The 21,462-nt window shown below is 51.4% G+C and carries 24 protein-coding genes; 4 read left to right on the forward strand and 20 right to left on the reverse strand.

The features are described 5' to 3' along the window. Genes yfcD through yfcF form a run of 3 tightly spaced genes read right to left on the reverse strand, consistent with a single transcriptional unit; the run spans position 1 to position 1,859 of the window. The gene (gene yfcD / locus C7B16_RS08150) at positions 1-549 is read right to left on the reverse strand and encodes an NUDIX hydrolase YfcD (RefSeq protein WP_000437936.1); all 549 of its coding nucleotides are present in this window, start codon (positions 547-549) and stop codon (positions 1-3) included. Positions 550-607: 58 nt separating this feature from the next. Beyond that, positions 608-1,159, reverse strand: coding sequence for a phosphodiesterase (gene yfcE / locus C7B16_RS08155; protein WP_001516787.1), 552 nt, complete (start codon positions 1,157-1,159; stop codon positions 608-610). 55 nt (positions 1,160-1,214) lie between these two features. Beyond that, a complete protein-coding gene (gene yfcF, locus C7B16_RS08160) occupies positions 1,215-1,859 on the reverse strand; it encodes a glutathione transferase (protein WP_000042426.1) in 645 nt (214 codons plus the stop codon). 134 nt (positions 1,860-1,993) lie between these two features. On the opposite strand from yfcF, the gene yfcG reads away from it, so the two are divergent. The 3 genes from yfcG to C7B16_RS08175 are packed head-to-tail and all read left to right on the forward strand — an operon-like array spanning position 1,994 to position 3,974. Continuing rightward, positions 1,994-2,641 carry a GSH-dependent disulfide bond oxidoreductase gene (gene yfcG, locus C7B16_RS08165; RefSeq protein WP_107179557.1) on the forward strand — a complete coding sequence of 216 codons (648 nt, stop codon included), beginning with the start codon at positions 1,994-1,996 and terminating at the stop codon, positions 2,639-2,641. 56 nt (positions 2,642-2,697) lie between these two features. Beyond that, positions 2,698-3,060 carry a dihydroneopterin triphosphate 2'-epimerase gene (gene folX, locus C7B16_RS08170; protein WP_016249014.1) on the forward strand — a complete coding sequence of 121 codons (363 nt, stop codon included), beginning with the start codon at positions 2,698-2,700 and terminating at the stop codon, positions 3,058-3,060. Between the two features lie 20 nt (positions 3,061-3,080). Then, a complete protein-coding gene (locus C7B16_RS08175; protein ID WP_107179558.1) occupies positions 3,081-3,974 on the forward strand; it encodes a TIGR01777 family oxidoreductase in 894 nt (297 codons plus the stop codon). 47 nt (positions 3,975-4,021) lie between these two features. Here the strand turns inward: C7B16_RS08175 and rpnB are convergent, their stop codons facing one another. From rpnB to pdxB, 16 genes are all read right to left on the reverse strand, one after another. Then, the gene (gene rpnB / locus C7B16_RS08180; protein WP_000156158.1) at positions 4,022-4,912 is read right to left on the reverse strand and encodes a recombination-promoting nuclease RpnB; all 891 of its coding nucleotides are present in this window, start codon (positions 4,910-4,912) and stop codon (positions 4,022-4,024) included. A gap of 196 nt (positions 4,913-5,108) precedes the next feature. After that, on the reverse strand, positions 5,109-5,882 hold the full coding sequence (gene hisP / locus C7B16_RS08185) for a histidine ABC transporter ATP-binding protein HisP (protein WP_001293593.1): 774 nt from the start codon (positions 5,880-5,882) through the stop codon (positions 5,109-5,111). A 7-nt stretch (positions 5,883-5,889) separates the two neighbouring features. Beyond that, entirely contained in the window at positions 5,890-6,606 is a 717-nt protein-coding gene (locus tag C7B16_RS08190) for an ABC transporter permease (protein ID WP_016249018.1), read from the reverse strand. Further along, on the reverse strand, positions 6,603-7,289 hold the full coding sequence (gene hisQ, locus C7B16_RS08195; protein WP_000965518.1) for a histidine ABC transporter permease HisQ: 687 nt from the start codon (positions 7,287-7,289) through the stop codon (positions 6,603-6,605). Before hisQ ends, C7B16_RS08190 begins: the two co-directional genes overlap by 4 nt. A 90-nt stretch (positions 7,290-7,379) precedes the next feature. Next, positions 7,380-8,162: a histidine ABC transporter substrate-binding protein HisJ gene (hisJ, locus tag C7B16_RS08200; protein WP_000737621.1), complete on the reverse strand. Its 783-nt coding sequence runs from the start codon at positions 8,160-8,162 to the stop codon at positions 7,380-7,382. Positions 8,163-8,381: 219 nt separating this feature from the next. Next, entirely contained in the window at positions 8,382-9,164 is a 783-nt protein-coding gene (gene argT / locus C7B16_RS08205) for a lysine/arginine/ornithine ABC transporter substrate-binding protein ArgT (RefSeq protein ID WP_107179559.1), read from the reverse strand. Positions 9,165-9,428: 264 nt separating this feature from the next. Further along, positions 9,429-9,998 (reverse strand): flavin prenyltransferase UbiX, encoded by a 570-nt coding sequence (gene ubiX / locus C7B16_RS08210; RefSeq protein WP_000825693.1) that lies wholly within the window; start codon positions 9,996-9,998, stop codon positions 9,429-9,431. A 94-nt stretch (positions 9,999-10,092) separates the two neighbouring features. Then, a complete protein-coding gene (gene purF, locus C7B16_RS08215) occupies positions 10,093-11,610 on the reverse strand; it encodes an amidophosphoribosyltransferase (protein ID WP_000334207.1) in 1,518 nt (505 codons plus the stop codon). Positions 11,611-11,646: 36 nt separating this feature from the next. Further along, positions 11,647-12,135, reverse strand: a complete 489-nt coding sequence (gene cvpA / locus C7B16_RS08220; RefSeq protein ID WP_000262105.1) for a colicin V production protein — start codon at positions 12,133-12,135, stop codon at positions 11,647-11,649. A gap of 256 nt (positions 12,136-12,391) precedes the next feature. Further along, positions 12,392-13,054: a cell division protein DedD gene (dedD, locus tag C7B16_RS08225; protein ID WP_107179560.1), complete on the reverse strand. Its 663-nt coding sequence runs from the start codon at positions 13,052-13,054 to the stop codon at positions 12,392-12,394. Beyond that, a complete protein-coding gene (gene folC, locus C7B16_RS08230; protein WP_000584593.1) occupies positions 13,044-14,312 on the reverse strand; it encodes a bifunctional tetrahydrofolate synthase/dihydrofolate synthase in 1,269 nt (422 codons plus the stop codon). Before folC ends, dedD begins: the two co-directional genes overlap by 11 nt. Before the next feature lie 69 nt (positions 14,313-14,381). Continuing rightward, positions 14,382-15,296 (reverse strand): acetyl-CoA carboxylase, carboxyltransferase subunit beta, encoded by a 915-nt coding sequence (gene accD / locus C7B16_RS08235; RefSeq protein WP_000118402.1) that lies wholly within the window; start codon positions 15,294-15,296, stop codon positions 14,382-14,384. A gap of 155 nt (positions 15,297-15,451) precedes the next feature. Beyond that, entirely contained in the window at positions 15,452-16,111 is a 660-nt protein-coding gene (locus tag C7B16_RS08240; RefSeq protein ID WP_016262187.1) for a DedA family protein, read from the reverse strand. A 27-nt stretch (positions 16,112-16,138) separates the two neighbouring features. Next, positions 16,139-16,951 carry a tRNA pseudouridine(38-40) synthase TruA gene (truA, locus tag C7B16_RS08245; protein ID WP_107179561.1) on the reverse strand — a complete coding sequence of 271 codons (813 nt, stop codon included), beginning with the start codon at positions 16,949-16,951 and terminating at the stop codon, positions 16,139-16,141. Beyond that, positions 16,951-17,964: an aspartate-semialdehyde dehydrogenase gene (locus C7B16_RS08250; protein WP_001289148.1), complete on the reverse strand. Its 1,014-nt coding sequence runs from the start codon at positions 17,962-17,964 to the stop codon at positions 16,951-16,953. Before C7B16_RS08250 ends, truA begins: the two co-directional genes overlap by 1 nt. A gap of 65 nt (positions 17,965-18,029) precedes the next feature. Beyond that, entirely contained in the window at positions 18,030-19,166 is a 1,137-nt protein-coding gene (pdxB, locus tag C7B16_RS08255) for a 4-phosphoerythronate dehydrogenase PdxB (protein WP_000699165.1), read from the reverse strand. Positions 19,167-19,265: 99 nt separating this feature from the next. Here pdxB and flk point away from each other — a divergent pair, with 99 nt between their 5' ends. Then, a complete protein-coding gene (gene flk, locus C7B16_RS08260) occupies positions 19,266-20,261 on the forward strand; it encodes a flagella biosynthesis regulator Flk (RefSeq protein WP_107179562.1) in 996 nt (331 codons plus the stop codon). On the opposite strand, the gene C7B16_RS08265 is transcribed toward flk, so the two are convergent. Beyond that, a complete protein-coding gene (locus tag C7B16_RS08265) occupies positions 20,258-21,436 on the reverse strand; it encodes an MFS transporter (RefSeq protein ID WP_107179563.1) in 1,179 nt (392 codons plus the stop codon). The genes flk and C7B16_RS08265 overlap by 4 nt on opposite strands. Positions 21,437-21,462 lie beyond the last annotated feature (26 nt).

Raw genomic sequence — 21,462 nt, forward strand, 5'->3', positions numbered from 1 at the left:
TTAAGCCTCTTCTGGATCTTCTTTCGTTTCTACTTCATTCCTGGCATTGCGCTTCATCCACAATGCCAGGGCTTTCAGCGAGTCTGGTGTGAACTCATCGCAACGTGCGGTAATTTCTTCCGGCGTCAGCCAGCAAACCTCACTGACTTCATCTTCCTGGAGAGCGAAAGGACCGTGGGAGACACAACTGAATAACGCGCCCCAGACACGGCAATTTTTATCTTCGAAATAGAACTGCCCGTGCTCGGCAAAGGGGACTCCGGCAATGCCCAACTCTTCTTCCGCCTCGCGACGTGCGGATTCCAGCAGTTGTTCATCGGCCTGGACCACGCCACCTGCGGTCGCATCTAACATGCCGGGTAAAAAGTCTTTTGTCTCGGTACGACGCTGCACAAGAATTTTGCCCATACCATCATGTACAACGATGTAAGTTGCACGATGGCGCAGACACTGTGCCCGCATTTGTTCCCGGCTGGCTTGTGCAATGACTTCGTTCTCTTCATTGACAATATCCACCCATTCAGTACTTGCCAAACGACGCTGTTCCATTATCAGGAAACCTTCTTTTTCTGGCGCTCTTACGGCGCATTTTGAGTTGTGGGGTAAATTACGGATTAATCGCGACCTGCGCAATGATACTTTGATCATTGAGTGCGATTACGCTTAGTACGTCATCATCCAGCGTGCCATAACTCGCCGGATAGCCGCCTTTCGGAATGCTTACCGAACCGGGGTTAAAGTGGAAAATATCCCCCCGCTTTTCCGCTACTGGTAGATGGGTATGACCATACACCAGCACGTCGTTCTGGTTTAAAGCAGGCAGATTATCCGGGCCAAACAGATGGCCATGCGTCAAAAACAGACGTTGTTTTTCCAGTAACACCTGTTGCCACGGCGCGGTTATCGGGAAATGCAGTAGCATTTGGTCCACTTCGCTGTCGCAGTTGCCGCGCACGGCGATAATGTTATGCGCCATCTCATTCAGCCGTTCGGCTACTTTGGCTGGCGCATACCCTTCAGGCAGGGCGTTTCGCGGACCATGATTCAGCACGTCTCCGAGAATCACCAACCACTGGGCACCGCTTTGGGCAAATAAATCCAGAACACGTTCCGTCGCCGGTAACGACCCATGAATGTCCGATGCAAACATCAGTTTCATCACTCACTCCTCGTCGAAAAAACGTAAGCTATGATACTGGATTCTGTCGTTGCTATCAGCCAGATTGCTTTGCTGAAAGTGCAATAAAACGCTGAACTGAAGCCCGCTGCCACTGGAATGCCGCATAATCCACCAGACGTTCCGACACCTCATCACCATGTAGTACCAGACGATTAATCATTAACGCTAAATCAGTATCCGCAATACACCATTCGCCAAACAGATTCGGCTGACCATGCGCCAGTAAATGTTCTGCCATCGCGAACAGTTTCTCCGCGCTGGCTTTTCCCATTGCCGATAGTGGCGCTTTCTTCGCACCGGCAAAAACGACATCCGTAGAACGTTCTTCGCGGATGGGCATCAGATCGCTGCGTAGCCAGGCCTGAATCTGCCGTGCCCGCGCCCGGTGTTGTAAATCAAGCGGATAAATACGCTCCCAGGTCGGCGGCGCAAAACAGTCCTCCAGATATTCTGCAATGGCAGAGGATTCACTCAACTCAAAATCATCAATTTGTAACAACGGCACGCGCCGTGTCTGCCCATAACCTTGCCACGTCGGCTGCAAATGTTCACCGCTGTCGAGGTCGATGGTCTTCATATGAAAAGGCAGACCTTTTTCCTGCAACGCCACCCAGGCGGATAACACATAAGGGGAGAAAAAATGGGCATCTGACCAAAGCGTGATAGCGGGTTTACTCATTATGTCCTCAGCGATAAATGGGCTTGCTATCAAACTATAGAGCCTTTTTGTCACCGTTACGTGATGAAAACTCACACAAGTCGCCACGGTTTCTATACTTGAGATGTTCAGATTATTAGATAACCGGAGCTGCGATGATCGATCTCTATTTCGCCCCCACACCGAATGGTCACAAAATCACGTTGTTTCTCGAAGAGGCAAGGCTGGATTATCGCTTAATCAAAGTTGACCTCGGTAAAGGCAGTCAGTTTCGCCCGGAGTTTTTGCGCATTTCACCGAACAATAAAATTCCGGCAATTGTCGATCACTCCCCAATTGACGGCGGCAAACCATTAAGCATGTTTGAGTCGGGGGCTATTTTGTTGTATCTGGCAGAGAAAACAGGACTCTTTTTGAGCCATGAACCGCGTGAACGCGCCGCCACATTACAGTGGTTATTCTGGCAGGTTGGCGGCCTGGGGCCGATGCTCGGGCAAAATCATCATTTTAACCACGCTGCACCACAAAGCATTCCTTACGCAATTGAACATTATCAGGTTGAAACCCAACGTCTCTATCACGTACTGAATAAGCGGTTGGAAAACTCCCCCTGGTTGGGCGGAGAAAACTACAGCATTGCAGATATTGCCTGCTGGCCGTGGGTCAATGCCTGGGCTCGCCAGCGCATTGACCTCGCGATGTATCCGGCAGTAAAAAACTGGTATGAGCGAATCCGTTCGCGTCCTGCTACCGGGCAGGCGCTGCTAAAAGCGCAAGTAAATGATGAGATTTCGAATAGTTAACAGAACCGGGTTCTCGTGTATTATTTAATCCTAAATAAAACAACGGAGAACCTGCAATGGCACAACCTGCCGCTATTATTCGTATAAAGAACCTTCGTTTACGTACGTTTATCGGAATTAAAGACGAAGAGATTAACAACCGTCAGGATATTGTTATCAACGTTACGATCCACTACCCCGCCGATAAAGCGCGCACCAGCGAAGATATTAACGACGCGCTGAATTATCGCACCATTACTAAAAACATCATTCAGCATGTAGAGAATAACCGTTTCTCTTTGCTGGAAAAATTAACTCAGGATGTGCTCGATATCGCACGTGAACATCACTGGGTGACGTATGCTGAAGTGGAGATCGATAAACTTCACGCGCTGCGCTACGCCGATTCGGTATCAATGACCTTGAGCTGGCAGCGTTAACCGCCATATCGGGAGGCTGCATGAATATAGTGATCACCGGAGGGACGGGATTAATTGGTCGTCATTTAATCCCTCGTTTGCTGGAGTTGGGGCATCAGGTCACGGTGGTGACGCGTACCCCGCAGAAAGCCAGCTCCGTCCTCGGCCCTCAGGTGACACTATGGCAAGGGCTTGCCGATCAACGCAATCTCAACGGCGTGGATGTGGTGGTCAACCTGGCTGGTGAACCCATTGCTGATAAACGCTGGACTCACGAGCAAAAAGATCTCCTCTGTCAAAGTCGCTGGAATATCACGCAAAAACTGGTGGATTTGATTAACGCCAGTGACTCGCCGCCGTCAGTGCTTATTTCAGGCTCGGCGGCGGGATATTATGGCGATTTAGGTGAAGTGGTGGTCACCGAAGAAGAACCGCCGCATAACGAATTTACCCATAAACTCTGTGCCCGCTGGGAAGAAATAGCTTGTCGGGCACAAAGTGACAAAACACGAGTATGCCTGCTACGAACCGGTGTGGTGCTGGCACCAGATGGCGGTATCCTCAGCAAAATGCTGCCACCGTTTCGCCTTGGTCTGGGAGGTCCGATTGGCTCTGGTCGGCAGTATCTGCCCTGGATTCATATTGATGATATGGTTAACGGTATTCTCTGGCTGCTGGATAACGATCTGCGGGGACCATTTAATATGGTTTCGCCATATCCGGTACACAATGAACAATTTGCCCACGCGCTAGGCCATGCACTGCATCGCCCGGCGATTATGCGCGTCCCTGCCGCAGCCATTCGCTTGCTGATGGGGGAATCATCGGTTCTGGTATTGGGCGGACAACGTGCGCTGCCAAAAAGGCTGGAAGAAGCGGTGTTCGCTTTTCGCTGGTACGATTTAGACGAAGCGCTGGCGGATGTTGTTCGCTGATACGCTTTGCCGCGAACATCCGCCAGGTAGCCTCGGGGTTTACTGGATCAGTGACTTTGCGCCAGAAGCTCATCTGGCGAAAGTCGGGTTACCATCAGAACTAACTCTCTGTCTAAACCTCTCTCCAGCATCTCCTGAGCAATACGCAGAGCTTCTTCATGTTTGCCCTGCATTGCGCCCTCTTCACGTAATCTGTCAGCAATAGTCATCAGTTTCTCCTTTTCTTGCGGTGCTCGTTCCGCTATCTCACCTATAAATGTACGGAACCGCTGGGCATCCCCCGTTTGTAAAACGTAATTAAACAGTGCTTGTAGCTGCCTGTCATTAGTGTTCCCTGTAACTAAAAGAGAAACAATTTGCTCCACTAAACCCAATAAGTCGCGCTGGCGAATATGTTTCTGAATTAACTCCAGCAATGCCATTTTACGGTGTTGCATAATCTCGTCATCCGGCACTACAGTAATATCTACCAACGGAAAAGCCGATGAGTAAATTTTGCGGGCAATCGCAGGTTCTGCAAATTCATCAAGCCAGCAGAGAGAATAAGGATAAGGACTTCTGCAACCATGATAAAACAGCATTGGGATCACCAAAGGAAGCTCTTTATAGCCCGCATCCAGATGGTTTTGCATCGCCGCGATGGAATAACGCATCATGCGAAAAGCCATTAATTCTTCCGCCTTACTTTGGTGTTCAATGACGACATAAATATACCCCATCCCCTCCTGTGTTTTCACTGACCACAAGACGTCGGAGTAATATTGTCGCAGGTTTTCATCAATAAAACTGTTTGGTTCCAGTTTTAACGTTGTTAAATCACACAGATTGCGCAGCGGTGCTGGAAGATGAATATCAATAAAATCTCGTGCTGTATCTGGATGGCGTAAAAAGGATTTAAATACCGCATCATGCGGCGTGGAAGTGGTCGATATTGTCATGGCGTTCCGTCACCCATCAAATTTAAGAGGACGAGACAATAACTACCCTTTATAACCAATGCAGTAGGCAGTTTTTATATTTGGACAACGAATTCAGAAGTATTTTAAGTGGACTGAAATATATACATTTCAATGGAAGCTAACTCGCAAATTAGCCTTGAAAATACTCCGGCAGCATTAGCCGCCGGAGAGGCAATTATTTCAGTGATCCTTTAAGGAACTGTTGCAGACGCGGGCTTTGCGGGTTGCCAAATAACTGTTCCGGCGTCCCCTCTTCTTCTATTTTCCCCTGATGGAGAAAAATGACGTGGGTAGAGACATGGCGAGCAAAGCCCATTTCATGAGTCACCACCACCATGGTTTTCCCCTCTTCCGCCAGTTGCTGCATAATGCGCAGAACTTCGCCTACCAGCTCTGGATCGAGCGCTGAGGTAGGTTCATCAAACAGCAAAACTTCCGGTTCCATTGCCAGCGCCCGTGCAATGGAAACACGCTGTTGCTGACCACCGGAAAGATGCACCGGGTATTTCCCCTGCGCACGTTCGTCTATGCCAACTTTCGCCAGATATTTCACCGCCCGCTCGCGTGCTTCCTGCTTGCTCAGCCCCAACACCTGAATCGGCGCTTCCATGACGTTTTCCAGCACCGTCATATGGCTCCAGAGATTGAAGTGCTGAAACACCATCGTCAGGCGCGTACGCAGTAAACGTAGCTGATTTTTATCGGCAACTTTGAGTTGGCCGTCTTTATCGCGCACCAGATTGATGTTCTGCCCGTTAACCACGATCGCGCCTTCGCTCGGTTTTTCGAGGAAGTTAATACAGCGCAGAAAGGTACTTTTCCCCGATCCCGACGATCCGATGATACTGATCACATCCCCGGCGTTCGCTTGCAGTGAAACGCCTTTCAGCACTTCGTGTTCGCCGTAGCGTTTGTGCAAATCGATAACGTTTAATTTATTCTCGGACATCGTATTCTCAGTGCGTTGAAGAAGGTTTCACATGCTGCAACCAGCGTTTTTCCGCTTTGCGAAAGAGGCTGATCAGGACATAAGAGATGATTAAATAGAGCACCGCGGCAATGCCAAAGGCAGTAAAAGGTTGATACGTGGCGGCGTTGATATCGCGGGCAATTTTCAGCAGATCCGGCACCGTGGCAGTAAACGCCAGCGCAGTAGAGTGCAGCATCAGAATCACTTCGTTGCTGTAGGCCGGTAATGCAATACGCAGTGCCGACGGCAAAATAATGCAGCGATACATTTTAAAGGTTGAGAAACCATAGGCTCTGGCAGCTTCAATTTCCCCATGCGGCACCGACCGGATCGCCCCGGCAAAAATCTCAGTGGTGTAAGCACAGGTGTTGAGCGTCAATGCCAGCACGGTACAGTTCAGGCCACTGCGGAAAAAGGCGTTAAGGAACTCGGTGCCTTTAACAATCTCCAGCGTGTACATGCCGGAATAGAACACCAGCAACTGAACATACAGCGGCGTACCGCGAAAAATATAAGTAAATAACCAGATGGGAAACTGAATGTATTTATTACTTGAGACGCGCCCAATCGCCAGAAACAGCGCCAGAATCCCACCAATCACCACCGACAGAATCAGCAACCAGAGAGTGATCGCCACACCGGTAAAGCGATAACCGTCAGTCCACAGCAGCGGTTTCCAGTATTCATGTAAGATTTCGATCACAGGTCAGCCCTCTTCACACCCACGGAGTAGCGGCGCTCAAGGAACAGCAGCACACCATTGGAAACGGTGGTAAAAACCAGATAAATCACGCCACAGACGATGGCGAAATAGAATGGTTCCCAGGTACTTTTGCCTGCCAGTTGAGTGGCTTTCACCACATCTTCCAGTCCGAGTAACGAAACGAGAGCCGTTGATTTAAGAATGACCTGCCAGTTGTTGCCAATCCCCGGTAGGGCGTAACGCATCATCGCCGGGAACATAATCCTCCGAAACACTTGCCCACGGGTAAAGCCGAATGCTGTTGCCGCCTCAATATGCCCTTTCGGCACCGCCATAAACGCGCCGCGGAACGTTTCGGTGAAGTAAGCGCCGTAGATAAACCCCAGGGTTATAATACCGGCGACCATCGGGTCGATATCAATCTGTCCGACGCCCATCGCCTCCGTCACCGTGTTTAGCGCGATCTGCAAACCGTAGAATATCAGCAGCATTAACACTAAATCCGGCACACCGCGTATCAGCGTGGTATAGCCTTCGAAAATCAGTCCCGATAACCGATTTTGCGAAAGCTTACCGCCAGCGCCAATAAGACCGATAATTACAGCGAGCACTACAGAGCTGATAGCCAGCTCCAGCGTGACGAGCGCCCCCTGTAAAATTACACCTGAAAACCCATACAACATGCTGCCTGTCCTGTTGTGTGTGGTGAATTTACCGCCTCTTATCTCCCTCCGGAGCCTCGAAGGGAGCGTGCTTTCTTTCACCGATGGCGATTAGCCACCATAAACATCAAAATCGAAGTACTTTTTCGCTAATTTCTCGTAAGTACCGTCAGCGCGCATTTCAGCAAAGGCTTTGTTCAGTGCCTCGCGCAGTTCGTTATCTTCTTTACGCAGCCCCATGCCGGTGCCTACGCCAAACAGTTTTTCATCTTTAACAGACGGACCACCGAATTTGTAATCTTTACCGACTGGCTGTTTGAGGAAACCTTCACTGGCGGCAACTTCATCCTGGAACGCGGCATCAATACGTCCGGCAGTCAGGTCTGAGTAAATATTGTCCTGCCCCTGATAAGAGACGATTTCAATGCCTTTGGGAGCCCAGTGTTCGTTACCAAATGTCTCCTGGGTGGTGCCCTGCAATACCCCTACCCGCTTGCCTTTCAGCGATTCTACTGTCGGCTGGATGTCAGAATTTTTCGCCACCACCAGACGAGAATCGGCAGCATACAGTTTGTCGGTGAAGGCAATTTCCTGCTGACGTTTTTCCGTGATGGAAAGTGATGACATGATGGCGTCAATCTTCTTCGCTTTTAATGACGGAATTAACGCATCCAGCGGATTCTCAACAAAGGTACATTGCGTATTGATGCGTTTGCACAACTCCTTCGCCAGATCAATATCAAAGCCAACCAGTTCGCCTTGTGAATTTTTTGATTCAAATGGTGCATAGGTTGGATCGGTGCCGATACGGATATTTTGCGGAATAGCAGCAAACGCAGCGGTTGCGCTGGAGAAGGCCAGAACCAGAGAGAGCGATAGCACCAGTTTTTTCATAATGTCCTCAACTGACAGTCTTTTTATAGGGAATATTTACAGGCTTGTTACAGTTATCGTGCCATAAAATTGACCAACAAGGCAAAATATCCAGGCCAGTTAGTCGTATTATTTTTCATTAAAATTGCTTAAGTATGCATTTTAATGCACCACGATAGTGCAACAAACCTGGAATGCACCATGATGATTCCCCATCAGGCGCTACTTCCCTGCGACGTATCAGCCACCATAGACATTAAAGTCGAAATACTTTTTTGCCATCTTGTCGTAAGTGCCATCCTGACGCAGTTCGCCAAGCGCCTTATCAAAGGCGGCTTTCAGTTCGGCATCATCTTTACGTAGCCCTACACCTGTACCATCACCGAAGTATTTTTTGTCTTTCACTGATGAACCAGCAAAGGCGAACTCTTTACCGGCGGGTTGCTTGAGGAAACCTTCGCTGGCAGCGACTTCATCCTGCAGAGCGGCATCCAGACGACCTGCATCCAGATCGGAATAGACCAAATCCTGGTTAGCATAGGCCACCACATCGACGCCTTTACTGCGCCAGTTGTCATTGGCGTACGCTTCCTGGGTGGAGCCTTGCAGCACACCAACATGTTTACCTTTCAGCGAATCCAGCGTTGGTTGGATCGGTGAACCTTTAGCTGCAATCAAACGAGAATCCGCGGCATACAGCTTGTCGGAGAAGGCAATCTCCTGCTGACGTTTATCAGTAATAGAGAGCGATGAAATAATGGCATCGATTTTTTTCGCTTTCAGTGACGGGATCAGCGCATCAAAGTCACTGGCAACCCAGGTACATTTAACCTGCATGCGTTTGCACATCTCGTTACCCAGATCGATATCAAAGCCAACAAAGTCACCTTTGGCATCTTTCGATGAGAACGGCGCATAGGTGGTATCCGTTCCGATACGTACCGTCTCCGGCAGTGCCGCAGAGCTGGAAGCTGCTGCGGACAGACCGACTAACAAAAACAGAGCAAGAATCGACTTCTTCATACATAACCCTCAAGTGAAATGGCTTTTTTATGTTGTGTATTGTGTTGTGTGTTTGCAGGCTCGTTCATGCAGGTCTTATGCCATCTTGACAACAGCTCAAACATATAACGTTAAATGTGTTAATAAGACGTTGCATTATTGTCCTAAAGTTGAAGATAGCAGGTATGCCGGTTGAATCGCAGCGTTTCGATTCAATGGCAGGAACAAAATGTCGAGGATTTGATCACGGTTGCAAAATTGCCCCGAAACAGGGCAACAGCAAAGTTATGCGCCCTGCCAGCGGGCAAAGAGATCTTCGGGAAGGGTTATCGTAAACTGATCAAGTACACGGTTAACCGTTTGATTTATCACATCATCAAGCGATTGCGGACGATGATAAAACGCCGGAACGGGAGGCATAATTACCGCACCAATTTCCGCAGCCTGAGTCATTAAACGCAAGTGTCCTAAGTGCAGCGGCGTTTCACGCACGCAGAGCACCAGTGGGCGACGCTCTTTCAGTACCACATCTGCTGCTCGGGTCAGTAAACCATCGGTATAGCTATGGACAATGCCGGAAAGGGTTTTGATTGAACAGGGTAAAATCACCATCCCCAACGTCTGGAAAGACCCGGAAGAGATGCTGGCGGCAATATCGCGCGCATCATGGGTGACATCGGCTAATGCCTGAACTTCGCGCAGGGAAAAATCCGTTTCGAGGGATAAAGTCTGGCGCGCAGCCTGGCTCATCACCAGATGCGTTTCAACATCTGCGACATCACGCAGAACCTGTAATAAACGTACGCCATAAATCGCGCCGCTGGCACCGCTGATGCCTACAATGAGTCGTTTCATAGATAATTGCCCTGTCAGACTTGCAGGCAGACTTTGCAGGATTTCGGCGGGAGTTGCAAGTCAGGGTGCCAGACCGGCACCCTGAACGAAGGTATTATCCTTCGTTATGCATTTCCAGGTTTTCAACTTCGTTCTGACGTTGCACTGCTTTAGCGTCGTCATTACGTAAAGTATCGAGGAAATCGAGGTAGCCTTGATCAACGTCTTTGGTGACATAGACGCCATTAAACACCGAGCATTCGAACTGCTGAATATCCGGATTTTCAGCGCGAACGGCTTCGATCAGATCGTTTAGATCCTGGAAGATAAGCCCATCAGCACCGATGATCTGGCGGATTTCATCCACTTCACGACCGTGTGCGATCAGTTCCGTGGCGCTCGGCATATCAATACCATAAACGTTCGGGAAACGAATTTCCGGCGCGGCAGAGGCGAGATACACTTTCTTCGCTCCGGCTTCACGCGCCATCTCGATAATCTGCTCAGAGGTGGTGCCGCGGACAATGGAGTCATCGACCAGCAGAACGTTTTTATCGCGGAACTCAGCGCGGTTGGCGTTCAGTTTACGACGAACAGACTTACGGCGCAGTTGCTGGCCCGGCATGATAAAGGTACGGCCAACGTAGCGGTTTTTCACGAAGCCCTGGCGGTACGGTTTACCCAGAATGCGAGCGATTTCCAGTGCGATATCGCAGGAGGTTTCCGGAATCGGGATCACCACGTCAATATCCAGATCTTCCCATTCACGGGCAATTTTTTCGCCAAGCTTGGTGCCCATATTAACGCGGGCGCTATAAACGGAAATTTTGTCGATGAACGAATCCGGGCGGGCAAAGTAAACATACTCGAACAGGCACGGATTGCTGACCGGATTGTCGGCACACTGACGGGTAAACAACTGCCCTTCTTCAGTGATGTAAATCGCTTCGCCCGGTGCGACGTCACGCAGGAACTCAAAGCCCAGGGTATCGAGCGCAACGCTTTCAGAGGCAACCATATATTCTGTGCGATTGTCATCAACATCGCGTTTTCCCAACACCAGCGGACGAATGCCGTTAGGATCGCGGAAAGCAACCATACCGTGGCCGATAATCATCGCCACACAGGCATATGCGCCACGGATCAGACGGTTAGTGGCGGCAATGGCGGCGAAAATGTTATCGGCTTCCAGCGGATAGTGGCGGAAGTTATCCAGTTCGCTGGCGAAGATATTAAGCAAAATTTCCGAGTCAGAAGTGGTGTTGATGTGGCGGCGTTTTTCTTCAAACAACTTTTTACGCAACTCGTGAGCGTTAGTCAGATTGCCATTATGGGCAAGCGTGATGCCATATGGAGAGTTAACGTAAAATGGCTGCGCTTCAGAAGCGCTGGAGCTGCCAGCCGTAGGGTAACGCACATGACCAATGCCCATATTGCCCTGCAAACGCTGCATGTGGCGAGCTTCAAATATATCGCTCACCAGACCGTTCGCTTTACGCAAACGAAAGCAGTTATTGGCATCAATGGTGATGATGCCTGCGGCATCCTGACCGCGATGCTGAAGCACCGTTAAGGCATCATAAATCGACTGGTTAACCGGCATAACACCGGCGATACCGACAATACCGCACATACGTCTTTTTCCTCGTTAAGCCACATCTCAGAGCACTTACGCTCTGGGCAAGAAACTTGACGAGCTTTGCAGATAATCAAAAAACCATCTGATGATAAAACTGAACTGTGGGATCAGCTGTGATTTGCTCCAGTCTTCGCTTTTCGACACTCCGGTAAAGGAGTCGAGAAAGAAAAGAATAGCGGCAACAATCAATACGCCGCGCAACGCACCGAAACAGACGCCCAGCACCCGATCGGTGCCTGACAACCCCGTTTTCTCCACCAACTGACCTATCACGAAGTTCACGATAGCGCCAACGATAAGCGTAGCGATAAACAGTACCGCGATGGCAATCCCATTTCGAACCAGTTCGTCTTCAAAGCCCGTAAACCAGGCTGACAGGTAAGTGTAGTAATGACTGGCGACAAAGAACGCACAACCCCATGTCACCAGCGATAATGCTTCACGAACAAAGCCGCGGATCAGGCTAACCAGAGAAGAAAAAGCAATCACCGCGATTATGGCGTAATCAATCCAGACCATATGTGTCCCACGATTTTACGCCCTGTCATCCTGTTCGGGGCGCATTCTAACAGAAAAAGAAAACGTTTGCGTAGGGATTTCCTTCCCGCGCATCAATAAAAATGGCGCTGAAAAAATATTCAACGCCATCGACTTTTTGTGCCTTTGCGGCACCGGCTATACGTGTCGGATGCGGCGTGAACGCCTTATCCGACCTGGGGTTATGCTCCCGCGTAGACCTGATAAGACGCGTTAGCGTCGCATCAGGCAAACCGTATTAATTCGGCGTATAGCCCATCACCACGCCGCTCAAGCCAGAAAGCTGCCTCAACTCACCCAGCGAACCTTTCAGCTTCTCTTTAGAAGCATCCGGCCCAACCAGAATGCGGGTGATTTTACCCTGCACTGGCGTCGACGGCGACGTATAAACGCGATATCCCGCGCCACGCAGCTTAGCAACAATCTCATTCACTTTATCGGCATTTTTCAGCGCGCCCAGTTGCACTACATACGCTTTACCCGTCGGTACCGCTTTTTCTTCGACGGCAGGTTTTGGTTCTGGCTTCGGCGCTGGTGGCATTTCCACCTTCGGCTTCGGCGGTTCCACAGGTTTCGGCTTCGGTGGAGCAACCGGTGCAGGTTCCGGTTCAAACTCAGTATTATTGGCTGCAATGATTGCCGGATCGAGCGAAGGCGCTGCGGCATCGCCTGCCCGCACCTCTTCTGCCGCGCCTTCTGGCGGCTGTGTCGGCAACGCCTGAGTGGCGGCTGGCATCATATCAGGCTCGTCACGATCGCCAGCTTTCGGCACCAGCGGGATCGCTGCGAACTCATCCTGATAATGTTTTTTCTGCCCATCGAGCAGCCCTGGAAGCACAATCACCCCCAGCGCCACCAGCACTATTGTGCCAACTAACCGATTCTGAAACTTACTCGCCACCGCTTCTCCTCGCGTCAATCACTTCCATGACATGTGCGACCGTATGGAATGAACCACACACCAGCACGGTATCTTCCGGTTTAGCGTCCGCCATCGCGGCATCCCATGCCTGCGCAACGCTGTCAAATGGTTTGCCATTACCCAGATGTTCCAGCAGTTGCTCTGCTGTAGCACCGCGTGGCCCTTCCAGTGGCGCACAATACCAGTCATCAACTACGCTTTTCAACCAGGCCAGAGTTCCGGCAATATCTTTATCATGTAGCATACCGATAACCGCCAGCACGCGCCCGCTTTTCGGTAACGCTTGCATACGTCCGGTGAGATATTCTGCCGCATGTGGATTATGGGCGACATCAAAAATGACGCGTGGCAACTCACTCACAATCTGGAAACGTCCCGGTAAAATTGCACTGGCAATGCCCTCGCGAATTGCCTGTTCACTGACCTCCAGGCCGCTGGCGCGAAGTGCTGCCAGCGCCGTTGCGGCATTTGGTTGTGGGACAAGCGGCAACGGCAGGTTTTCTAGCGTACCGTGAGCATCGGTAAACGACCAGTCATGGTCTGTGACAGAATAATTCCACTCAACACCGCGACGTTGCAGCAATGCACCTTTTTCCTGCGCCACATCGGCAATGGTGTACGGCATTTCCGGTTCACCGACAATCGCCGGTTTTTCACTGCGGAAGATCCCCGCTTTCTCGCGACCAATGCTTTCGCGATCTGGCCCCAGCCAGTCGGTATGATCAAGCGCAATGCTGGTCACTACCGCGACATCAGCATCAACAATATTGGTGGCATCCAGACGACCGCCCAGCCCGACTTCCAGAATCACCACGTCAAGTTGTGCCTGTTTGAACAGCCACAACGCCGACAGCGTACCGTATTCGAAATAGGTCAGAGAAATATCACCGCGTACCGATTCAATCTCAGCAAAAGAGGCTGTATGAGCCGATTCCGGTAATTCCTGACCCTGCACACGAACGCGCTCGGTATAACGTACCAGATGCGGCGAACTGTAGACCCCCACTTTGTACCCTGCCGCCATCAGAATCGACTCCAGCGTGCGACAGGTTGTGCCTTTGCCATTAGTACCCGCGACAGTAAACACAAACGGTGCTGGTTTCAGAACGCCGAGACGCGCTGCCACCTGGCTTACGCGCTCAAGGCCGAGATCGATAGTCTTACTGTGCAGGTTTTCCAGATAAGAAAGCCACGAAGCCAAAGGCGACGCGGCTTGAGGTGTGCGTTTGATAATCATGGTATCCGCTGATTCATTACGGGGATAATAGCAAAAGGGCAGAGCCAGCGGCCCTGCCCTTATCAGTTATCAGGCCTCTGGTTCCTGATCCGGTGCTGGTGGCACCACTTCGCCTTCGCGTGGCGCTTCAGGATTCGGCGCTGGCAGATTCATCAGCTTCGCCAGGATGCTCGCCAGTTTCAGGCGCATTTCCGGGCGGCGGACAATCATGTCGATCGCGCCTTTCTCGATCAGGAACTCACTGCGCTGGAATCCCGGCGGCAGTTTTTCGCGAACGGTCTGTTCAATAACACGCGGACCGGCAAAACCGATTAACGCTTTCGGTTCAGCAATGTTGAGATCGCCCAGCATCGCGAAACTCGCAGAAACACCGCCCATGGTTGGGTCAGTCAGCACGGAGATGTACGGCAGACCGCGCTCCTGCATTTTCGCCAGCGCCGCAGAGGTTTTCGCCATCTGCATCAGCGACATTAGCGCTTCCTGCATACGTGCGCCACCGGAAGCGGAGAAGCAGATCAGCGGGCAGTTGTCTTCCAGCGCCTGCTCAACGGCACGCACGAAACGCGCACCCACCACGGATCCCATTGAACCGCCCATAAAGGCAAATTCGAATGCCGCAGCAACGACCGGCATTCCATACAAGGTGCCTTTCATTACTACCAGCGCGTCTTTTTCGCCGGTTTCTTTCTGTGCAGATGCCAGACGGTCTTTATACTTTTTGGAGTCACGGAACTTCAGCACATCTTTCGGCTCAAGCTCGCTACCCAGCTCCACAAGGCTTCCTTCATCCAACAGGCTATGCAGGCGATTACGCGCCGTCATACGCATGTGATGGTCACACTTCGGACAGACCTCAAGATTACGTTCCAGCTCAGCACGGTATAAAACCTGACCGCAGCTATCACACTTAGTCCACACGCCTTCAGGAATGCTCGCCTTGCGGGTGGGAGTAATGTTGCTTTTAATTCGTTCAATCCAGCTCATTAGGGACCTTTCTGTCTGAACCTGGTTCGATGCCAGCTTTATCTTTGGGGACGCATAATGCCATTTTTGCCCCCAACAGACCATGAATGTTGCACATTAAAACATAACAGCCCGAAACTTTGGATAAAAAAGTGGTCGAACCGCGGAGTTACTTTTTATTTTGCGGCGCGTGCCGCAGCGCGTTTGTGACGGATAATTTCGATGACGCCCGGCAGAATGGAAACCACAATAATCCCGACGATCAGCAGCTTAAGGTTATCCTGAACCATTGGGATTGTACCGAAGAAATAGCCTGCGTAGGTAAAAAGTAGAACCCACAACAGCGCGCCGATCACGTTATAAACGGCGAAATGACGGTATGACATGTGGCCCATCCCCGCAACGAACGGGGCGAACGTTCTGACGATTGGCACAAAACGGGCGAGAATAATGGTTTTGCCGCCATGTTTCTCATAAAACTGATGGGTTTTGTCGAGATAACTGCGACGGAAAATTTTCGAGTTCGGATTGCTGAATAATTTCTCACCGAACAACCGCCCAATAGTGTAGTTAACGGCATCGCCAACAATCGCGGCAACCAGCATCAGTACTACCATCATATGGACATTGAGATCGTTAGTTCCCAGCGAGGCCAGCGCCCCGGCAACAAACAGCAGCGAATCTCCCGGCAGAAACGGTGTCACTACCAAACCAGTTTCACAGAACAAAATCACAAACAAAATGGCATAAACCCAGACGCCATACTGCGCGACCAGTTCCGCCAAATGCACGTCAATGTGCAGGATAAAATCGATGAGGAAATAAATCAGGTCCATATTTGCCTATGCCTTGTACGACTAAAATTAGTCCGCCAGAAAGAGCGGGCCCATTGGCGGCTTTGGAAGATCGAATCTGTCCGGGTAATCCACCGCGACCAGATACAACCCTTCCGCTTTCGCCGTTGCTGCCGCCAGCGTCCTGTCCTTAGCCGCCAACAGCTCTGCTATCCAGCTCTCCGGCTGGTTGTGGGCACCCACTTCCATCAGGCTGCCGACAATATTCCTCACCATATGATGTACAAAGGCATTCGCTTTGATATCTACCACCACATAGGGACCGTGACGCGTGACGTTGATATGCATAACGTTACGCCACGGCGTTCGGGACTGACACTGCACCGCGCGGAACGAGGTGAAATCATTCTCGCCCAACAGGTATTGTGCCGCCCGATGCATCCGTTCGGCATCCAGCGGTTCGTAAAAGTGGGTAACACCTTTACTCAGTACCGCCGGACGCAGTCGATGATTGTAGATGATGTAGCGATAACGGCGAGCCGTAGCGCTAAATCGGGCGTGAAAATCATCGGGTACAGCTTTAACCCAACGCACGGCGATGTCACCAGGTAAATTCGCATTTACGCCTAACGTCCACGCAGCGTCTTTGCGTAACGCGGTGGTTTCAAAATGCACTACCTGCCCGGTGCCGTGTACCCCTGCGTCGGTTCGCCCGGCACAGAACACGGTGATGGGTTCGTTCGCTACCTGCGAGAGCGCCTTTTCCAGCTTTTCCTGCACACTGCGGACTTCATTCTGCCGTTGCCAGCCGTAATATCTGCTGCCGTCGTACTCAATACCCAGCGCAATTTTATAAACTGGCGGTTGTTGCTGGTCGGACATTAGTACAGGTACTCCTGCACCAGTTTTTCAGCGATCTTCACCGCCATCAGTGCCCCCCCAAAACGGACGTTGTCGGCCACCGACCAGAACTGGATTTGCTCTGGCATACCATAGTCATTACGAACACAGCCGACAGAAAGATGCGGAGAACCAGACGCATCGCCCACCTGCGTTGGGAATTCATTCTCTTCAGAAAGCACAATATCTTCGCTTTGGGAAAACGCATCACGCGCTTCTTCTGCCGCCAGCGGACGTAATGCTTCGAAGTTGACCATCTGAGCATGACCGTAAAATACCGGTGCCTGAACGACACTAGCCGAAATCATCAGCCCTTCGTCCTGCATAATTTTGCGCACTTCATCGACAATACGGCGCTCTTCGCGTACGTTACCTTCGCGATCCGGTAGCAAGGGCAGCATATTAAACGCCAACTGACGACCAAAGAAATCATCTTCATCAATCGGAATACCGTTGAGCAATTTCGCGCTCTGCCCGGCTAATGCATCCACCGCTTTTTTGCCCTGAGCGGAGGCAGAAATCAGGCTGGTAACGCTGATGCGCGACAAACCGCCCTGATCGATTAACGGTTTCAGTGCAGCCAGTAACTGGCTGGTCAGGCTATCAGGAACAGCAATAACGTTACGGTTACGGTAGTCCGCCAGTACAAACGGATTCACGTCCGGCACCACCAGCGGAACATCAGGTTCGAGAGCAAACAGGCCGCTGCTATCAATGACCAGACATCCCGCGTTAGTGGCTTCTTCAACCCAGGCGGCGGTAGCTTCTTTACCTGCAACAAAAAACGCCAGTTGCGCCTGCGTCCAGTCAAAATCGGCAGCATCCTGCACGGTGATTGTCTTACCACCAAAACGCAGATGTTCACCTGCGCTTTCGTTACGTGCCAGTGCATAAATTTCCCCAACCGGGAACTGACGTTCAGCCAGCGTTTCAATCAGGGCTTCGCCCACAGCGCCAGTTGCGCCCAGGACAGCAATGTTCCAGCCTTCAGACATGGTGGTTTACTCCAGAAATAGCAAAACTCCCTGCCGATATTACAGCAGAGAGCATGAAGAAGAGATTAACGTGCCGGATGATGAACGGCGTTAAAACCCAATTTACACAGTAATGCCGCCGCGTTGGCGTCATCGCAAATCACATACAGAGACGACCATTCACGGCGTTCAAGGTAATTTTTGCGCAGTTTATCGAACTCACCCGGTATCCCGGCGACTTTACGCAGCGGTGCGTCATCGCGGCGCACATCATACACCAAATGCACCAGCCTTTTTAGCGTTGGCTGATCGAGCGAGCCATGCAGCGTAATACGGCCAAATTCTGGTGTTGGCAATAAGGTATCCAGCGCGATGTGCTGTTCATGACCAATAAACTTGCTATAAGCCTCAAACACTTGCGTGGTGCCACGCGCTTTACCTTCGAGGGTATAGCCCGCGATATGCGGCGTGCCGATATCCACTTTTTGCAGCAGCTCGACGTTGAGTTCTGGCTCGCCCTCCCAGACGTCCAGCACCACGCTTAACTTCTGGCCTTCATTCAGACAGGTCAGCAGTGCGGTATTATCGACGACTGCGCCACGGCAAGCGTTAATCAGAATCGTCCCCGGCTTCAGGCTGCGGATCAGTTTTTCATCCGCCAGATGCCGCGTTTTGTACGGACCATCTTTAAAGAGTGGCGTATGGAACGTCAGAATATCCGCGTGCTGAACCAGCTCATCAAGAGAACGGAAATCTCCCTCATCCCCACGATCGGCGCGTGGCGGATCGCAAAGCAAGGTTTTAATTCCCAACGCCTCCAGCCGCGCCTGTAATCGACGACCAACGTTACCAACTCCCACGATCCCCACGGTACGGTCATGCAGTGAAAATCCATCGCGTTCGGCAAGCATTAGCAACGACGAGAAAACATATTCCACTACCGCAATCGCATTGCAGCCAGGTGCGGCAGAAAAACCGATCCCTGCCTGCTGCAACCATGCCTCATCAACATGGTCGGTCCCCGCAGTGGCGGTGCCAACAAATTTTACTGATTTCCCCGTCAGCAGCGACGCGTTCACTTTCGTGACCGAACGCACCATCAACGCATCCGCGCCATCCAGTTCTGCGACTGGAATTGGACGCCCCGGAACCGCTTTCACCTCACCCAAACGGCTAAATAATTCGCGGGCATAAGGCATATTTTCATCAACAAGGATTTTCACGTTTGTGCTACCTGTATGAGAACGAGAGTTAACCGGACAAGTGTGCCATAATCTCGCGGCCAGGCATACTTGCGATGATTTCAGGTATAAGGATACGTAATGATACAACCTCTTTCAGGCCCTCCTCCTGCGCAACCACCAGGTCAGGGGGATAACCTGTCGTCTGGCGCAGGCAATCAGCCTTTATCCAGCTTGCAACGTACCGCGTTGGAAAGTTTGATGATCAAAGTGACTTCGCTGACGCAACAGCAGAGCGCAGAGTTGTGGGCCAATATAAAGCACGACATCGGTCTGCCGGGTGATTCACCTTTGCTTTCACGCCATTTCCCGGCAGCAGAACAAAACCTTGCGCAACGTTTGCTGTCTGCGCAAAAAAGTTATTCTGTCCGCCAACTTTTGGCCCAATTGGGGGAGTATTTACGTCTGGGGAATAATCGTCAGGCCGTCACGGATTATATCCGGCATAACTTTGGTCAGACGCCGCTAAATCAACTCTCACCAGAGCAATTAAAAACCGTCCTGACGCTACTACAGGAAGGGAAGATGGTTATCCCGCAGCCGCAACAGCGCCAGGCGACCGACCGACCTTTATTACCAGCGGAACACAATACGCTCAAGCAACTGGTCACCAAACTCGCGGCGGCAACAGGGGAACCCAGCAAACAGATTTGGCAATCGATGCTGGAACTTTCAGGGGTGAAAGATGGCGAGTTGATTCCGGCGAAACTGTTTAACCATCTGGTCACCTGGTTACAGGCTCGTCAGGCGTTAAGTCAGCAACACACTCCGACGCTGGAGTCACTCCAGATGGCGCTAAAGCAGCCACTGGATGCAAGCGAGTTGACGGTATTATCGACGTATGTTGAGCAAAAGTATGGGCTTTCAACACAATCAGCCCTGACGTCTGCACAGGCCGAAGATATCCTTAACCAGCTCTATCAACGGCGGGTGAAAGGCATTGAACCGCGTGATATTCAACCGCTGCTCAATCCCTTTACCCCATTAATTGACACGATGAAAGAAATGTCAATGCGCCCCAGCCTGTGGATATTATTCGTCATCATCATTGTGATGTTGATCTGGCTAGTGGGTTAACCCCGGCGAAACGACAGTATCGTCACAATAATCCCCAGCACCGCCGATATCGCCCCGGCAAGAAATACCGAAGAGTAGCCAAACGAGGTCGCCAGAACACCCGCCAGCGGCCCGGAAACACCGAGGGCGATATCCTGAAACGCGGCATAGCCACCGAGCGCTGTGCCGCGCACCTGGGAAGGAACGCGTTTAACCACTTCCACACCCAGGGCCGGGAATATAAGCGAACACCCAGCCCCGGTTAACGCCGCGCCCGCTAATGCGACCCACGCTCCCGGTGCCTGCCAGAGCATCAACAAGCCGGCCGTTTCTACCAGCAGAGAGACTATCGCCACTTTTACGCCACCAAAACGGTCTGGCATCCAGCCAAACATTACGCGCATTACGACAAATGCGCCGCCAAAGGCGGTGAGCGTAAAGCCCGCCATCGCCCATCCTTTGCTGGCAAAGTAAAGCGAAACGAAGGTCCCGATAACCGCAAAGCCCACGCCCTGAAGCGCCAGGCCCAGCCCAGGCTTCCAGACAAGACCGACGACACTCCACAGCGAGGGGCGTTCTCCCGCCAGAGCTGGTACTTTGCGCACCGTGCCATTGCAGGCCCACGCCAGCAACGGCAGTATCATTGTCGTAAGTGCCAGGACGGCAAAACCGTAATGACTATGGATCAGTAAGCCAAGCGGTGCGCCGACAGCCAGTGCGCCGTAAATCGCCATCCCATTCCACGACATCACTTTTCCGGAGTGTTTTGGCCCGACGATGCCTAATCCCCAGGTCAGAGCACCAGTCAGCAACTGACTTTCACCAAAGCCAAGGATCAAACGCCCGACGACCAGCAGGGCAAATTTAATCGGCGCAGAAACGGGTAAAAGCGCAGCCAGCAATAAAGCACCACCGGCCAGGCCACAGGATAACATGCCCTGAAGTGCTGAACGTTTTGCCCCATATTGATCGGCCAGCCGTCCGGCATAACCTCGTGTTAATACCGTGGCCAGAAACTGAATGCCAACGGCAATTCCGACCATGGTGTTGCCATAGCCTAGCTCATGATGGACAAAAAGTGGGATCACCGGCAAAGGTAACCCTACGGTCATGTAGGTCAAAAAAACCGCAAAGGCGATGCGAAAAAGCGAAAAATTGGCAGAAGATCGTGTTTCTGTTTGGCTTACAGCAGTCATGCATTACTCCAGAATGCAGCGCAAGG

Source organism: Escherichia sp. 20412-1 (assembly GCF_003027595.1).
Classification (GTDB): domain Bacteria; phylum Pseudomonadota; class Gammaproteobacteria; order Enterobacterales; family Enterobacteriaceae; genus Escherichia; species Escherichia marmotae.

Coding starts and splice junctions, on each gene's coding strand:
- cvpA (WP_000262105.1), bottom strand. CDS start 12,135: ATGGTCTGGATTGATTACGCCATAATCGCGGTGATTGCTTTTTCTTCT.
- hisJ (WP_000737621.1), bottom strand. CDS start 8,162: ATGAAAAAACTGGTGCTATCGCTCTCTCTGGTTCTGGCCTTCTCCAGC.
- argT (WP_107179559.1), bottom strand. CDS start 9,164: ATGAAGAAGTCGATTCTTGCTCTGTTTTTGTTAGTCGGTCTGTCCGCA.
- folC (WP_000584593.1), bottom strand. CDS start 14,312: ATGATTATCAAACGCACACCTCAAGCCGCGTCGCCTTTGGCTTCGTGG.
- truA (WP_107179561.1), bottom strand. CDS start 16,951: ATGTCCGACCAGCAACAACCGCCAGTTTATAAAATTGCGCTGGGTATT.
- yfcG (WP_107179557.1), top strand. CDS start 1,994: ATGATCGATCTCTATTTCGCCCCCACACCGAATGGTCACAAAATCACG.
- purF (WP_000334207.1), bottom strand. CDS start 11,610: ATGTGCGGTATTGTCGGTATCGCCGGTGTTATGCCGGTTAACCAGTCG.
- C7B16_RS08265 (WP_107179563.1), bottom strand. CDS start 21,436: ATGACTGCTGTAAGCCAAACAGAAACACGATCTTCTGCCAATTTTTCG.
- yfcE (WP_001516787.1), bottom strand. CDS start 1,159: ATGAAACTGATGTTTGCATCGGACATTCATGGGTCGTTACCGGCGACG.
- ubiX (WP_000825693.1), bottom strand. CDS start 9,998: ATGAAACGACTCATTGTAGGCATCAGCGGTGCCAGCGGCGCGATTTAT.
- hisP (WP_001293593.1), bottom strand. CDS start 5,882: ATGTCCGAGAATAAATTAAACGTTATCGATTTGCACAAACGCTACGGC.
- C7B16_RS08240 (WP_016262187.1), bottom strand. CDS start 16,111: ATGGACCTGATTTATTTCCTCATCGATTTTATCCTGCACATTGACGTG.
- C7B16_RS08175 (WP_107179558.1), top strand. CDS start 3,081: ATGAATATAGTGATCACCGGAGGGACGGGATTAATTGGTCGTCATTTA.
- yfcF (WP_000042426.1), bottom strand. CDS start 1,859: ATGAGTAAACCCGCTATCACGCTTTGGTCAGATGCCCATTTTTTCTCC.
- rpnB (WP_000156158.1), bottom strand. CDS start 4,912: ATGACAATATCGACCACTTCCACGCCGCATGATGCGGTATTTAAATCC.
- C7B16_RS08250 (WP_001289148.1), bottom strand. CDS start 17,964: ATGTCTGAAGGCTGGAACATTGCTGTCCTGGGCGCAACTGGCGCTGTG.
- yfcD (WP_000437936.1), bottom strand. CDS start 549: ATGGAACAGCGTCGTTTGGCAAGTACTGAATGGGTGGATATTGTCAAT.
- hisQ (WP_000965518.1), bottom strand. CDS start 7,289: ATGTTGTATGGGTTTTCAGGTGTAATTTTACAGGGGGCGCTCGTCACG.
- accD (WP_000118402.1), bottom strand. CDS start 15,296: ATGAGCTGGATTGAACGAATTAAAAGCAACATTACTCCCACCCGCAAG.
- folX (WP_016249014.1), top strand. CDS start 2,698: ATGGCACAACCTGCCGCTATTATTCGTATAAAGAACCTTCGTTTACGT.
- flk (WP_107179562.1), top strand. CDS start 19,266: ATGATACAACCTCTTTCAGGCCCTCCTCCTGCGCAACCACCAGGTCAG.